General features: G+C 39.1%; 14 protein-coding genes, 1 pseudogene and 1 riboswitch. Of the genes and pseudogenes, 5 read left to right on the top strand and 10 right to left on the bottom strand.

Features of this window, described 5'->3' with window-relative positions; all coding sequences use genetic code 11:
- Positions 1–4: 4 nt before the first annotated feature.
- Complete coding sequence (locus tag IGJ39_RS01005) at positions 5–841, bottom strand: chorismate mutase (protein WP_019723281.1); 837 nt, start codon at positions 839–841, stop codon at positions 5–7.
- Complete coding sequence (locus IGJ39_RS01000) at positions 838–1,554, bottom strand: NAD-dependent protein deacylase (protein ID WP_019723282.1); 717 nt, start codon at positions 1,552–1,554, stop codon at positions 838–840. The genes IGJ39_RS01005 and IGJ39_RS01000 overlap by 4 nt, the downstream gene beginning before the upstream one ends.
- Before the next feature lie 176 nt (positions 1,555–1,730).
- Here IGJ39_RS01000 and IGJ39_RS00995 point away from each other — a divergent pair, with 176 nt between their 5' ends.
- The 4 genes from IGJ39_RS00995 (at position 1,731) to brnQ (ending at position 6,779) form a co-directional block, all read left to right on the top strand.
- Positions 1,731–2,027, top strand: a complete 297-nt coding sequence (locus tag IGJ39_RS00995; RefSeq protein ID WP_010734383.1) for a hypothetical protein — start codon at positions 1,731–1,733, stop codon at positions 2,025–2,027.
- 269 nt (positions 2,028–2,296) lie between these two features.
- Positions 2,297–2,471, top strand: a riboswitch (Lysine riboswitch).
- Positions 2,472–2,683: 212 nt separating this feature from the next.
- Positions 2,684–4,279 carry an ABC transporter permease subunit gene (locus IGJ39_RS00990; protein ID WP_010734384.1) on the top strand — a complete coding sequence of 532 codons (1,596 nt, stop codon included), beginning with the start codon at positions 2,684–2,686 and terminating at the stop codon, positions 4,277–4,279.
- A 12-nt stretch (positions 4,280–4,291) separates the two neighbouring features.
- Positions 4,292–5,032: an amino acid ABC transporter ATP-binding protein gene (locus IGJ39_RS00985; RefSeq protein WP_010734385.1), complete on the top strand. Its 741-nt coding sequence runs from the start codon at positions 4,292–4,294 to the stop codon at positions 5,030–5,032.
- 382 nt (positions 5,033–5,414) lie between these two features.
- The gene (brnQ, locus tag IGJ39_RS00980) at positions 5,415–6,779 is read left to right on the top strand and encodes a branched-chain amino acid transport system II carrier protein (RefSeq protein ID WP_195339471.1); all 1,365 of its coding nucleotides are present in this window, start codon (positions 5,415–5,417) and stop codon (positions 6,777–6,779) included.
- Between the two features lie 293 nt (positions 6,780–7,072).
- Here brnQ and IGJ39_RS00975 read toward each other — a convergent pair whose 3' ends face one another.
- The 8 genes and pseudogenes from IGJ39_RS00975 to treP all read right to left on the bottom strand — a co-directional run bounded on the left by IGJ39_RS00975 (position 7,073) and on the right by treP (position 14,368).
- Positions 7,073–7,447: a hypothetical protein gene (locus IGJ39_RS00975; RefSeq protein WP_019724219.1), complete on the bottom strand. Its 375-nt coding sequence runs from the start codon at positions 7,445–7,447 to the stop codon at positions 7,073–7,075.
- A gap of 131 nt (positions 7,448–7,578) precedes the next feature.
- Positions 7,579–8,049 carry a low molecular weight protein-tyrosine-phosphatase gene (locus IGJ39_RS00970; protein WP_019724220.1) on the bottom strand — a complete coding sequence of 157 codons (471 nt, stop codon included), beginning with the start codon at positions 8,047–8,049 and terminating at the stop codon, positions 7,579–7,581.
- Between the two features lie 48 nt (positions 8,050–8,097).
- Positions 8,098–8,712 carry a TetR/AcrR family transcriptional regulator gene (locus tag IGJ39_RS00965; protein ID WP_010734389.1) on the bottom strand — a complete coding sequence of 205 codons (615 nt, stop codon included), beginning with the start codon at positions 8,710–8,712 and terminating at the stop codon, positions 8,098–8,100.
- A gap of 36 nt (positions 8,713–8,748) precedes the next feature.
- Positions 8,749–9,750: a Holliday junction branch migration DNA helicase RuvB gene (gene ruvB / locus IGJ39_RS00960; RefSeq protein ID WP_010734390.1), complete on the bottom strand. Its 1,002-nt coding sequence runs from the start codon at positions 9,748–9,750 to the stop codon at positions 8,749–8,751.
- Positions 9,751–9,762: 12 nt separating this feature from the next.
- Positions 9,763–10,365 (bottom strand): Holliday junction branch migration protein RuvA, encoded by a 603-nt coding sequence (ruvA, locus tag IGJ39_RS00955; protein WP_029594232.1) that lies wholly within the window; start codon positions 10,363–10,365, stop codon positions 9,763–9,765.
- 200 nt (positions 10,366–10,565) lie between these two features.
- Positions 10,566–11,702, bottom strand: coding sequence for an RNA-guided endonuclease InsQ/TnpB family protein (locus tag IGJ39_RS00950; protein ID WP_195339472.1), 1,137 nt, complete (start codon positions 11,700–11,702; stop codon positions 10,566–10,568).
- Positions 11,665–12,155 (bottom strand): annotated as a pseudogene (locus IGJ39_RS00945) (MerR family transcriptional regulator). Before IGJ39_RS00945 ends, IGJ39_RS00950 begins: the two are co-directional and overlap by 38 nt.
- A gap of 233 nt (positions 12,156–12,388) precedes the next feature.
- Positions 12,389–14,368 carry a PTS system trehalose-specific EIIBC component gene (treP, locus tag IGJ39_RS00940; RefSeq protein ID WP_019724171.1) on the bottom strand — a complete coding sequence of 660 codons (1,980 nt, stop codon included), beginning with the start codon at positions 14,366–14,368 and terminating at the stop codon, positions 12,389–12,391.
- 232 nt (positions 14,369–14,600) lie between these two features.
- Between treP and treR the strand changes: the two genes are divergently transcribed.
- The gene (treR, locus tag IGJ39_RS00935; RefSeq protein ID WP_019724170.1) at positions 14,601–15,314 is read left to right on the top strand and encodes a trehalose operon repressor; all 714 of its coding nucleotides are present in this window, start codon (positions 14,601–14,603) and stop codon (positions 15,312–15,314) included.
- The last annotated feature ends 43 nt before the right edge of the window (positions 15,315–15,357 follow it).

Here is a 15,357-nt window from a genome sequence, read left to right as displayed (position 1 = left end):
TTATCTACTCCATTCGTTTCTTTTGATAGTTTCGTGAGTGCTTCATGATATCTGCATAAGTAGCTAAGATCGTCTCACTATATTCTGGTGTTTTCAACCAACTGGCAACTTTATCCAACACTTGTTGCTCTCTTTTTTTATCATAAACCGCTTGGTTAGTTGCTCGTTTGACATCACCGATCTTCGTGACGGTAGCCATTCTTTTTTCAAGTAGTTCTACTAATTGGTGATCGATTTGATCAATCGATTGTCTCAACTCTTCCAATGACTCTTCAGGCATTGGTTCATCGATGCGTTTGATGATCCGTGCCGGATTCCCTGCGATCACTACATTATCTGGGAACGATTTGGTCACGACTGCTCCCGCCCCGACCACGACATTGTCTCCTAAAGTCACTCCAGGAGTGATGATCACTCCACCACCTAGCCACACATTATTGCCGATTTCGATTGGTTTAGCAAATTCTAACCCACTATTTCGCTTCACTGGATGTAGTGGATGTGTGGCAGTATAAAGCTGAACATTAGGGGCAAACATGCAGTTATCACCAATTTTGATCGTACTGACATCTAAGAATGTACAATTAAAGTTCGCATAAAAATTCTCACCTACGTAAATATTATAGCCGTAATCAAAATTGATCGTTGGTTCCATATAAATCTTCTCGCCGGTAGCACCAAATGTCTCTTTAAGTAATTGACTGCGAAGTTCACTTGTTTCCGCTTGGTTGATGATCTGGCTTTGACTTCGAGCAAATTTTCTATCGGCTGATAATTCTGGATCACCCGCAAAATAAAGTTCGCCGGCAATCATTTTTTCTTTTTCTGTTTTAGCTGTCATTTTACACTCTCCTGTACTTTTTTGAACACCTTCGTTCCATCTGTTTGGACAAATCGGTACGCCTCTGATAAATAGACAGGGGTCTGATTGATGACTAATAGCTTCGCTTGTGGTGAGCGAAACTGGATCAAATCACAAAAAGGATGGACTTGGAAACTTGTCCCTACAATCACAATCAAGTCGGCCTGACTGACAGCAAAAGCTGATTGCTCTAATACTTCATCCTGGAACCCTTCTCCATATAACACAATATCTGGGCGAATCTGGCCACCACACAGTTGATGCTTGTCACTGGTCAGATAATCTTGCCAGTCAACAGGTTGATGGCAGTTTCGACAATAACAATGATACAGATTCCCATGAAAATTAACTAGTTTTTTACTTCCAGCTTTTTCATGTAACCCATCGATATTTTGCGAAACGACCCATACCTCTTTTTCTTTAGCCAACTCTACGATTTCTCGATGGATGATATTCGGGCGTGCTTCGGGATGATAAAGATGTTTGAGAAACGAATAAAATTTTTGTGGTTCTTCATCCATCGCTTGATGACTCAACAAATATTCTGGACGATCCATCCCTTGGTAAACACCGGTTAGTGAACGGTAATCGGGTATTCCAGAAGGTGTGGACACACCTGCCCCTGTTAGAAAGGTCAGTTTTTGACTTTCAATTATCGCTGTCGCTGCTTCTTCAATTGTTTGTTCCAACATTTATCACTCACCTCTCTTCTATTATAATCGAAATAAAATGAAACATACCCTCAATCGAATGAAAATTCAGAGATTTTTTTTGAGAAAATACTCACAAACATCACTGACAAAACAATGAAAACGTGCTACAATACCAATGATCTGTATATTTTGAGTATGAAATGAGGTGAATCAATATGGTTGCATTCTTAATTTATTGGGGCGTTATTTTAGCATGTATCGCTTGGTTAGCATTAAGTATTTATTTCTCTATCTTCTATTTAGTACGTAAAGAAAATGGAAATCTATGGGCGTTTGCCTTTTTCAATGTATTGGCAGCAATTGTTCTAGCAATTACATTAGTTGTTTATCGCACATGGGGCTGGGGGATCACACAATACTCTAGTTTGATCTATCTCGTTTTAGCTATTTATGGGGTAACAGTTATTTTACAAGCCATTCTTGGTCGTGAACCTAAGAAAGCTACAGCTTAAAATACTTTTAGATAAAAAAGGAAACAGACTGCGTGATTTTGCAGTCTGTTTTTCGTTATTTTACTATCATTTAAGTGTTGCATAAAATGTATAATTATTCTTTTTTTGAAAACATTCTCTTTTCCTTTTTTCATGAAAGAAATTAAATAAACAGGATATTTCTTTATTTATCAACTTTTTTCTGCAAAAATGTAGTTTCTCATTGACAAAGTGGCTACTCTATCGTAGACTATTTTTTGTATAAATAACTGAATACGAGATGCCTCAATCAATGAGGTAGAGGTCGCGAGAATCATTAAACCTGTGGAGTGAAGCAAACATGTGGAAGCAGGGCTAGGGAGGATCGCCGAAATGTACTTTTTTTTGCTTAAAAAGTATGTTGGGACGTAAGTTAACAGCTTACGGACTGTCTTAGCAGTGATGCTAAGTTGCGCTATGTTTTGTGAGAGGTTTATCACTCTGTGAAATTTAGCGGCCCTTTTGTACCTACAAAGCGGTCGTTTTTTATTTCTCCTTGATAAGCAACTGCAATGCATGTATTCGACCACTCGTGTCAAGGCGCTTTGGTTATCAGCCAAAGAAGCTGAGCGAACGTTGGTCTTATCAGTATATGCCTGAAGGACCACGTACGTGAACAAACAAAAAGGAGAAGACAGATGAAAAAAAATTCAGTTACACTCACTCTAATTTTTACGTTTATTCTATCGATCTTTAGCTTGACCACTTTGGCTCATGCAGATGATAAAACACCGAGCGATCAATTTCGTGTCGGAATGGAAGCTGGTTATGCGCCCTTTAACTGGTCTCAACAAACAGATGCAAACAATGCCTATCCAATTCAAGGACAAAACAGCTTTGCTGGCGGATATGATGTCCAAATTGCCAAAAAGGTAGCTGAAGGTTTAGGTAAAGAACTAGTCATTGTCCAAACGAAATGGGACGGTTTACCGCCTGCCCTTCAATCTGGAAAGATCGATGCAATCATTGCCGGCATGAGTCCGACGGCAGAACGCCAAAAAGAAATCGACTTTACTGATCCATACTATGAATCAGAACTTGTGATTGTCGTACAAAAAGATGGTAAGTTTGCGAATGCGACTAGCTTAGAAGATCTTTCTGGCGCAAAAATCACTGCACAATTGAATACATTCCACTATAACGTGATCGATCAGATCCCAGGAGTGGACAAGCAACAAGCAATGGATAACTTTTCAGCCATGCGAACAGCACTAGCTTCTGGCATGATTGACGGTTATGTTAGTGAACGTCCAGAAGGGGTAACCGCCACAAGCGTCAACCCAGCCTTGAAAATGCTCGAACTAGATGAAGCAAATGGCTTTCAAACAAATCCCGAAGATGTCCAGATTGCTGTAGGGATGCGTAAAGGTGATCCTGATCTTCAACAAGTCAACCAAATATTAAGCGGCATTTCTCATGATGATCGTATTGCTATCATGGACCAAGCCATTGAAGACCAACCTGCGTCAACGGATGGAGATGCAGAAGAAACTGGCTTGCTCCATGATTTCAAGACGATTTGGGATCAATATGGCAACATGTTCTTACGCGGAGCTGGTTTGACACTATTTATCGCATTGATCGGTACAGTTGTAGGAACAACATTAGGTTTATTGATTGGCGTCTTTCGCTCAATTCCAGAATCTGATAATAAAGTGACACGCTTCTTCCAAAAAGTAGCTAATTTCTTATTATCTGTTTATATCGAAGTCTTCCGTGGTACACCAATGATGGTTCAAGCCATGGTCATCTTCTATGGATTGGCTCTAGCCTTTGGTATTTCTCTGGATCGCACGATTGCTGCGTTGTTCATCGTTTCGATCAACACTGGTGCGTATATGACTGAGATTGTACGTGGTGGGATTTTTGCAGTAGATGGCGGACAATTTGAAGCAGCCCAAGCGATCGGCATGACCCACAGTCAAACGATGCGTAAAGTAGTGATTCCGCAAGTATTGAGAAATATTTTGCCGGCTACCGGAAATGAGTTTGTTATCAATATCAAAGACACCGCCGTATTAAGTGTCATTGGTGTAGCAGATCTATTCTTCCAAGGAAACTCTGCCTCTGGTGCCAACTTCCAATTCTTCCAAACATTCACGATCGTTGGGATCATCTACTTGATCATGACCTTCACGATTACAAGAATCCTACGTGTGATTGAGAAGAAAATCGACGGACCTACTGCGTATACAAAAATTGAAGAAGTCAACAACGCGAACCTACAGGAATAAGGAGGCAGTCCTATGAGTGAGAATATCATCGAAATCAATCATTTAAGTAAAAAATTCGGCGACAATGAAGTGCTGAAAGATATTAGCATGACCGTCAATAAAGGGGAAGTCGTGACCATCATCGGTTCCTCTGGTTCAGGTAAATCAACATTCTTACGTTGTATCAATTTACTAGAAAAACCATCAGGCGGCGAGATCATTTACAACAACGAAAACGTCTTAGCACCAAAATATAATTTACCAAAGTATCGGACAAATGTCGGTATGGTTTTCCAATCTTTCAATCTTTTCAATAATATGAATGTTTTAGAAAATTGTATTTCTGGACAAACCACTGTCTTAAAAAGAGAGAAAGAGCATGCCCGTAAAGTGGCAATCGAAAACTTAGAAAAAGTCGGTATGAGACAATACATCGAAGCTCGTCCTTCTCAACTATCCGGTGGTCAAAAACAACGGGTCGCTATCGCTCGTGCTCTATCAATGAACCCTGATGTGATGCTCTTCGATGAGCCAACTTCTGCCCTTGATCCTGAAATGGTCGGTGAAGTATTGAATACGATCAAAGATCTAGCCCATACTGGACTGACAATGATCATCGTAACCCATGAAATGGAATTTGCGAAAGAAGTATCTGACCGAGTGATCTTCATGGATAAAGGTGTGATTGCGGAAGAAGGAAGTCCTGAAGATATCTTCGTTCATCCAAAAGAAACACGTACGAAAGAGTTCTTGTCACGCATTTTGAATAACTAATAAAGTATCAAATCACCCTTAGTATTCAAACTACCGCAACTTGATTGAGCAAGGTCATCCTACTCAAAAAGTTGCGGTTTTTCTTTTTATTTATTGTTTTTGTTCCGATCGCTTTATCGGTTGAACTTTTGCGCAACCTCACGTAACATGTGGTTGTGAGAAACCTCTTCAAATTAAGAAGATTCAGATATTGGAGTGATCTTTTGACTAACATTTTTTCGAGGCAGTGAAAACACGCTACTTATTCCTCTCACAGGGTTAGCAGTCGTTTCGTCAATGTGTAGCATCATTCTAGAGAATTCGATAATTTTCAGAAAATTGTTGCAATTCATCACATAATTTGTTACTTTTAACAAAATACAAAAAAGTAAAGGAGTTTTCTATGTCAAAAAAATTATCATTCAAAGAAAATCTATTCATCGGTTCCATGCTATTTGGCCTATTTTTTGGAGCTGGTAATCTTATATTTCCTGTCCATATGGGGCAAGAAGCTGGTGCGGATATCTTCTGGGCAAATCTTGGCTTTTTAGTTACAGGGATCGGTTTACCCTTCTTAGGTGTCATTGCGATCGGTGTTTCCAAAACCTCTGGTGTCTATGAATTAGCACAACGAATCAATAAAACTTATGCACTTATTTTTACTGTCTTACTTTATTTAGTCATTGGTCCATTTTTTGCCTTACCACGTTTGGCAACTACTTCTTTTGAAATTGGCTTAGCACCTTTTATTCCAGCAGAAAATCAAACATTATTTTTAGCTATTTTTAGTTTCTTATTCTTTTTAGCTGCTTGGTGGTTATCCAAACGTCCAACTAAAATCTTGGATTATGTTGGTAAATTTTTGAATCCCGCATTTTTAGTATTACTAGGTATCTTGCTATTACTTGCTTTTATCAACCCACTTGGCTCAGTAGCGGATGCGCCTGTCCAACCTCACTACCAAAACCAAGCATTCTTCACTGGTTTTACACAAGGATACAACACGTTGGATGCGTTAGCTGCCTTAGCTTTTGGGATCATTATCGTCACGACGATTCGCGGCATGGGTGTCACAAAGCCTTCTGATATTGCAAGAGATACGATCAAATCAGGCGCGATCAGCATCGTTTTGATGGGGATCATCTATACCCTACTTTCTTATGCAGGAACAATGAGTCTAGGAACATTCCCAATGAGTGCGAATGGTGGTATCGCCTTGGCACAAATTGCTGATCACTATTTAGGAACTTACGGGAGTATCCTATTAGCCTTTATCGTGATTCTTGCTTGTTTAAAAACAGGTATCGGACTGATTACTGCATTCGCAGAAACATTCACTGAATTGTTTCCTAAAAGAAGCTATCTATTCTTTGTAACCGGAACAAGTTTATTAGCATGTTTAGTTGCAAACGTGGGCTTAACGAATATTATTCAGATCTCTTTACCGGTCTTGATGTTTATTTATCCATTGGCAATGACCTTGATCTTACTTGTATTGTTTGGCCCATTATTTAAACAACGTACTTCTGTTTATCGAATGACCACATATTTCACATTACTCGCTTCCATCGTGGATGGACTGAATGCTTGTCCTGATTCAATTAAGCAAACAAGTTTCGTCAAAGGAATTTTAACATTCGCTGATTCCTATCTCCCATTCTTCTCATTAGGAATGGGCTGGATCACACCAGCAGTGATTGGCTTTATCATCGGATTACTCTGGAGTTTCTTTAAAAATGAAAAAAAGTCTGACTTGATTGTTAGCTAACAAAAAAAAGAGATGTTTAACTTTTTGTATAAAAAAATTAACAACTTTGGTAAACTTTCGTCACAAAATATTCACAACTCACCTTTAATATATAAGTATACCAACAAACAACCCTAACAACACTTTTTCATTTTTAACTCCTTTCCTGCTAGCTCCCCGGCTAGCAGGTCCTTTTTTTTATTCATACCGATCCAACAAATCAAGTTCTTTGAGAATCTTTAGATTCTCTCTCTAGTAAGAAAAACATATAAAAAGCTATGAAAAAGCAATCTACTTTTTCATAGCTTTTATTCTTATTTAGATAATCGCTCTTGGTCTCCCGTAGGTGAAAGACTAGTGATTTTTTCGATTTGTTCAATTGGGACGATTCGGATTTGTTGCTCTTGGTTTTGCAAGCGAATCATCACTCGGTCATGCTCAACTGTTTTCGTTGCCACCCAACCGGAAAAGGTTTCGTACTTATTGCTTAGTGGATTCTCGCGCACTTGTAGAATCACTAAACTATTCTGAGCTGCAGCTTTCTGGAGTTCGAGAATGAACTCCCCTTGTAACCGTACATTCTCAGCTTTTTCTTCTGTGTCATTCACAAATGAATCAAAAAGTTGAAACGAAGTATTAGTCACTAACTTTGTCAGTTTCTTCATTGGTGATACTGTTTCTTCATCCATTGAATGTACCCCTCCCTTAGCTAAGAATATGTTACTTAATTACTCCTATTTTATCCAATTTTTCTTAAAAAAACAAGAATATAGTTTATTTTATACCAACTTTTACCTAAAACTACCAAACAATACATGTGTTATTTTAAGTCGTTTTTCACCCATAATTCAAGCCATTTTTCTAAGCCTTCATTGACCAATCGATAGGTTTCTTCAAAGTTATTCGTGTAATATGGATCAGGTACATTTTGTGCTTTTTTGCCAATGATTGGACTCAGAAATAGTTGGATTTTCTCTTGCGCTTCAATAGGCGCAAGTTGCTTTAAATCCGCCACATTTGACTGATCCATACCGATGATCCAATCAAATTTTTGGAAATCTTCTCGACGTATTTGGCGAGCAATCATTTCTCGCGTATCAACGTGCTCTTTTGCCAAGATCGCTTGTGTCCCTGGATGAGGAGCACTACCTACCTCATAGGTGCTCGTTGCAGCCGAATCAATGACGAAGGAATCCGTCATATCCTTTTCTGCCACTTTCTTTTTTAATAACCCTTCTGCCATAGGTGAACGACAAATATTTCCCAAACAAACAAATAATACTTTCGTCATAGCATTCTCTCCTTTTGTATTCCTATTTTTGGAATCAATGAAAAAAGGTCATTCGTCTTTTATTTCCTGTTCTTCTTCCAATGCATACAACCGATACGAATACAATTCAGTATCTTTGGCTAAACGAAAGAACTGCATTGCAACTTCTAAGGGTGTTTCTGTATAACCTTGTGTGATCCAATTGACTAAGACTCCACTACAACCATAAGAGAAAAAACGAGCATAAAATAATTTATCTTTAGAAGTTAGTTGTTTTTCTTCATCCATTTGCTCAAATATTTTAATAAATGAGGGTTGGATCAACGCAGAAAATTGCTTTTGCAGAATCTCCTGTTCTGAACTAACGGTACTTGAATAGAACTGTTTATTTTCGGCAATGGCTTTTAACATCAGCAATGCTTGCTCTTCCCAATTGTCGAGAGAAAGCGATTCTGTTTTTAGGTAATGCAATGAATCTTCATAGTACACCCAACGCAATAAATCATACTTATCGGTGAAATGATAATAAAATGTTTGTCGGTTGATGCCTGCTTCGTGTGCGATCTGTTGCACACTGATTTTGCGAAAAGGCTGTGTTTCGCAAAGCGACACCAAGACTTTTTTGATCATTTGTTTCGTATGTGAAGCGTCTCCCACAATGATCCCTCCCATCTCTTCAATCATTATTCTACTATTTGCTCTTTCAATAGAAAAGAGTGATCACACTTGGTAGTCATAGCCAAAGTGTTCATACGCATAGGCGGTAGCGATCCGCCCACGAGGAGTCCGTTTCAAAAAGCCTTTTTGGATCAAAAAAGGTTCATACATATCTTCGACTGTTTCTCGCTCTTCTCCAATATTAACGGATAAAGTGCTTAGACCTACTGGACCCCCACCATACAGCTCGATCATCGTACGTAGCAATTTCTGATCGACATAATCCAATCCCGCTTGATCGACCTGTAAGAGTGTCAATGCGCGGTCAGCAATCAACTGATCGATCTTGCCATCTCCTTGTACTTGGGCAAAATCACGCACTCGTTTTAACAAGCGATTAGCGATCCGCGGGGTTCCTCGGGAACGTCGTGCGATTTCTAAAGCCCCTTCGGTGATGATCTCCGTTTGAAAAATATCGGCAGATCGTAAAACGATTTCTCTTAAATCTTCTTCTTCATAGTATTCCATGTGAGCAATGATTCCAAAACGGTCACGTAAAGGTGCAGACAGCATCCCTGCTCGAGTCGTTGCACCGATCAACGTGAAAGGTGGTAACGGAAAATGAACGGGGTGAGCAGTCGGCCCTTGCCCTACCATGATATCTACATAGAAATCTTCCATCGCCGAATAAAGCATTTCTTCTGCCACGCGAGGTAAGCGATGGATCTCATCAATAAACAAGACATCCCCTGCTTCTAGTTCATTCAAAATTGCCACCAGATCTCCTGGTCGCTCAATGGCTGGTCCACTTGTCGTACGGATATTGACTTGCATCTCGTTTGCGATGACCATAGCCATCGTTGTTTTCCCCAATCCCGGAGGACCGTATAACAAGACATGATCTAGCGGTTCTTCACGATTACGTGCCGCTTCGATGTAGATACTCAATTCTTGTTTTACTTTATGTTGACCGATATATTGCGCAAGCAATTGAGGGCGCAAAGATTTTTCTAAACTTAATTCATTCTCACCAGGTTCTGGTGAAAGAAGATGTTCATCTGTCATCAAGCGTCCTCCTTACTTTTTCATCATCAATTTCAATGCTTGCCTTAAATACTCATCCGTTGTTTGATTGTCGATTTCTTTAAGTTGTTTCTCTACTCGTTTGATTTCACGCTCACTGTAGCCGAGAGCGGCTAAAGCTTCCATTGCCTCTGACAAGGCACTTGCATCTTGAACCGTTGCTTCATCAAATAAAGAAAATGGCGTATCGATACTCAACTCGCCAAACTTGCCTTTTAGATCCAAGATCATTTGTTGTGCTGTTTTTTTACCTACACCTGGGAACTTCGTCAAGTAAGTGACATCGCCAGTTTCCACCGCTTGGATCAAGCCAGAATGATCGTCACTCGCCATGATCGCTAATGCACTTTTCGGTCCGATCCCTGAAACACTGACTAATCGTAAAAACAATTGTTTCTCGTCGAGTGAATCAAAACCGTATAGTAAATGTGCATCTTCACGGATGACTTGATGGACATAGATTTTTACTTCTTTATCTAACTTACTACTATAGCGATAAGGGTTACCTAACGCAATTTGATAGCCCACCCCTTGCGTTTCTACAACGATATAATACGGACTGATAAAAGTCACCCTGCCTCTTAGATATTCATACATTGAAATTTCCGTTGCCAAAAATCTATAAATATCTATAACCAACTATAATAGTTGTCAGATTGATGTTTGTTTCCTGTTTCTACGTGCCCGATTTTGCCCATTGCTCGCTACTCTCGTTTGTTCTAACACTCCACAGGCGTCAATTCGGATACAACGAATCCTACATATCTACGTTTTTCGTTTCAGTAGAAGCTCATCGATCAAGCAATATAACTAGCTAAATTTAAACTTGCATGATAATCTCTATCCGCTGTATAACCGCATTCTTCACAATGATAGGTGCGGTCAGACAATTTCAAATCTACTTTCTTATGCCCACATTCATGGCATAGTTTGGAGCTTGGATAGAATCGATCCGCCTCTACTAATTCAATGCCGTAATCTTCACATTTATACTGTAGTTGGCGTTTGAACTCATAGAACTTTTGTTGTGCGACTGATTTCGCTAGATGCTTATTCTTCATCATTCCTCTTACATTCAATGTCTCGACAACGATTTTCGATGGCTTGGTTTTCACGATCTCTGTCGTTGTTTGATGGATGTAGTTCTGACGAATATTCGCTAGTCTTCGATGTATATACCGGATTTCCTTTTCTAATTTATAGATGTTACACGTTTTGACAAATCGGTTTCCCTCCTTATTCATTTCATATTTTCGAGAAACTGTACGCTGTAACCGACGTAGTCGTTTCTCAATCTTTTTCACTTTTTTTGTTTTATTAATATTTTTGTAGACTCTTCCATTAGAAACAGTCGCTAAGTCTTTGATACCAAGGTCAATCCCCAGTGTCTCACCTGTTAAGTGCTGTAATGGTTGCTCTTTATCAATTCCAACTGAAAGATACCAATACTTTCCATCAAAACTAACTCGTGGATTAAAATACTTTGTATTCCTTGGGATTTGTTCGTTGGTTTTTACCCAACCGATTTTTTCAAGTAAAACTGATTTTGTTTTCACTTTCAGCTTGATGTTGTCATTATAAAAAGCTGGTTTCGTCTTCTTTCTTAACTTGAACCGTGGCTTTTCAACCTTTAAACGACTTTTTCCTATCCTACCACCAAACCATTTTTTATAGGCATCGCAAGCATCTTTTACTGCCTGTTTCGCAATGTTATTGGAAACATCGTTCAGCCAAGCATACTTAGGACGCTTTTTGATTTTAGTAATATGCTTTCGTAAATGATTGTTGACGATAAATTTTCCGCCAAATCGATGATTCATTTCTTGCATCTTTAGTGTCCAGTTAAATATCCAGCGAGCTGTCCCGCTTGATTGCCACAGTTTTTTTTCTTGCTCTTTAGTTGGTCGTAGTCTGACTTTTTTGGCTCGTATCATCTTTCATCAATTCCTTAATCATTTTCTTCGCTTTATTTGCTCGATTTCCCTGCCATATTTATTGCAAAGGTTATCAATAAGCTCATACTCGAAACGAATGAACCGGTCTTTGTATAGAATGACTACCTTTTCTATTTCTCCGTTGGTCATTCAATCGATCAACTGATTTAACCCTTCGGATATCCTCGCGCAATCATGTAAGTTTTTACATTCTCAATCTGACGTTCTAAGTCATCTTTTTGTTTGAACTTCCTCTACAATAGCCAATAATTTTTCGCTTAGGTTTCTTTCAGCAATTCCTAAAAATTGATTTCGTTGTTCTTCAGAATAATAACGAGTACCACCTTGCGAAATATGAGCAGGTGTCAATTCACCTTATTTATCCCAGTTTCTTAAGGTTTGTGATGTTACGACTCTCTGTTTTTCAAATTATCCTATTGAGTACATAGCCATCGTTTTTTACCCCAATATGAGCATCCTACATATCGATAATAAAGACTACAGATTTATAGATCATTATAGATACTAATTAACTGTTGTTACCCTCTTTCTTTCGCACACATACGTTCCCATATTTCTATCCATTGTAGCATACTTTGCGATTTAAAAAAAGTGTTCCCAAAAACAGAACTACGAGCTTAGGTCTTTGATAAAGGCCCAAACTCGTAGCATATTTTCTCTGTGTATTAGCGATTGATAGATGCTTGACCAATCATTTCTTCATGTTGTACTTGGCCTGATTTACTTAATGAGAAATCAGCCACTTTGTCCGTATTCGTTAGCACAACTAAGACATCTGTTTGTTTACCTGCTTGTTCAATGGCACTGAGATCCATCTCTGCTAGTTGTGTCGTTGGCGAGACCGGATCGCCTTCTTTCACAAGAACATTGAATGGTGCACCCTTTAATTCGACAGTATCAAGTCCCATGTGAACAAGAACTTCTACACCGGTTTCACTTAGAATACCGATGGCATGTTTTGTTTCAAATACACTAGTTACTTTACCATTTACTGGCGAATAGATTTTTTGATTGTCCGGAACGATCGCATAGCCCTCACCCATCATTTTTTGTGAAAAAACTGGATCATTCACTTCTGTAATTGCTTTGATTTTTCCGTCTGCAACGGCGAATAACTCTTCATTGGCAGTGGCTACAGCAGTTGTTCCTGCGGCTTCAAAGTTTTGTGTAGGAATCGATACGCCTTCCGCAGTTTGTAATACACTTACTTCTTCTGGATTGACTGGATCTAATTTGTTCAAGATCCCTTTACGTCTAAATACTACAGTTAAACCAAATGGTACGATGATTGCGATGATCATTGCAATCGTGAATGGTAACCACGTTTGTGCTTGGATTGCTAAGATTCCTGGCAAACCACCGACACCGATCGCATTTGCTCGAACATCCATCAAGTTCGCAAACATTCCTGCCACACCAGAACCGATCATTGCAGCTACAAATGGATACACATATTTCAAGTTGATCCCAAACATAGCTGGTTCCGTTACTCCTAGATAACAAGAAATCATCGCTGGAATAGAAACTTGTTCTTCTTTTTTATTGCCGCGATGCAAGAAGATGATTGCAAGTACGGCAGATCCTTGTGCAATATTTGACAATGCGATCATTGGCCATAAATTGGTTGAACCAAAGTCAGCAATCAACTGCATATCGATGGCATTTGTCATATGGTGTAATCCTGTAATAACTAGTGGTGCATATAAGAAACCAAATAACGCACTGAATAACCAGCTGATCGATGAAGTCAAGCCAGTATTCACGATTGATGAAATCCAGTTACCGATTGCCCAACCGACTGGACCTAACACTACATTAGCCGCGATAACAGTTGGTAATAGTGAAAACAGTGGGACAAAAATCATTGAGATCGATTGTGGGATATACTTACGGAAGAAAATCTCTAAATAAGCAAGTAAGAACCCGGCAAGCATCGCTGGAATGACTTGCGCTTGGTAACCAATCATTTGTACTTGTGCAAAGCCAAAGTCCCAAAATGGGATATCTGCAGCGGCAGTTGAAGCGACACTATAGGCATTTAATAATTGCGGTGAAACCAAAGTAATCCCTAAAACAATTCCTAAAATCTGTGTCGTTCCCATTTTCTTTGCAATACTCCAAGTGATCCCTACAGGTAGGAAATGGAAAATCGCTTCCCCAGGTAGCCATAAGAATGAATTCACACCATTCCAGAATGTTGAACTTTCTGCAATCGTTCCACCTAAACTCTCGAACTGAATGCCTTCCAATACGTTACGGAACCCTAAAATCAATCCCCCAACAATGATTGCTGGAATCAATGGTGTGAAGATTTCAGCTAGAACTGCAATTGCTCGTTGCAACGGATTAAGATTCTGTTTTGCAGCAGCTTTACTTTGTTCTTTTGAAACGCCTTCAACTCCTGATACCGCAACAAAGTCGTTATAAAATGTTGAGACATCATTGCCGATGATCACTTGGAATTGACCGGCATTGGTAAACATTCCTTTTACACTGTCAATCTCTTCGATCTCAGCTTCATTTGCTTTTGCAGGGTCATTTAAAACAAAGCGCATACGTGTCGCACAATGGCTGACCGCAGCAATATTTTCTTTCCCGCCGACTCCCTTTAACAGCTTCTCGGCATCTGCTTGATATTTCCCCATAACATAAACCCCTTTCATTTGACTTGTTTATACAAGTTGCTTTGTACTCACACTATAATGTTTTTCTCAACAAATTGCAAGCGTTTTATGCTAAAAACATAAATAACTTGTAATCGTTATTATCCTTGTTGTAGAAACATCTTCCTTCTATCCACATCCAGTTTGAAATCTCCATATAGCTGTAGTATAGTTTATAAGCGAAGAACGAACGATTGCCTAAAGGAGAGGACCGATGAATAAATTTAATGAAATTTTTTTAGACTTAGAAAAGAAAATCTTAGATAAAGAGTATCCTCCTCATACTTTACTCCCCAGTGAAAATCAATTGATCAAAATTTATGGTGTTTCACGGGAAACAATTCGTAAAGCACTTAATCTATTGACGACAGAAGGATATATTCAAAAGAAACAAGGAAAAGGATCGATCGTTTTAGACCGAAATCGTTTTGATTTCCCGATTGCTGGACTAACAAGTTATAAGGAACTTCAAGAAAATCAACATATCCCGAGTGAAACGATCGTAAAAACACTTGAAGAAACTGTAGTCGACAACGAATTACACAAAGTAACTGGCTGGGCAGTCAATACACCTGTCTGGCATTTAGTCCGCCAAAGAAAAATCAATGGCGAAGTCGTGATTTTAGATCGGGATTATTTATTAAAAGAAACCGTACCTACTTTAACCAAGGAACAAGCAGCCAATTCGATTTATGAATACTTTGAAAATGAGCTAGCTCTCTCCATTGCCTATGCCCAAAAAGAAATCACTGTCGAACCAATCGATGCCAGTATTTCAGAGTCGATGGACCTCCATGACGATCCTTATGTCGTAATTGTCCGTGGCCTCGTTTATTTAGAAAATACTGAATGCTTCGAATACACTGAATCGATCCACCGCCTCGACAAATTCCGGTTCGTGGAATTTGCACGAAGAAGAAGGTTGTGAGAAAGCCGTTCAGCTCCGAGTAGTAAGACGGAACGTGAGAAAA

The organism is Enterococcus sp. AZ140, from assembly GCF_051714405.1.
Taxonomy (GTDB): Bacteria; Bacillota; Bacilli; order Lactobacillales; family Enterococcaceae; genus Enterococcus_B; species Enterococcus_B pernyi.
Note: the sequence above shows the minus strand (reverse complement) of the source record. Positions and strands in the feature narration are given on the sequence as shown.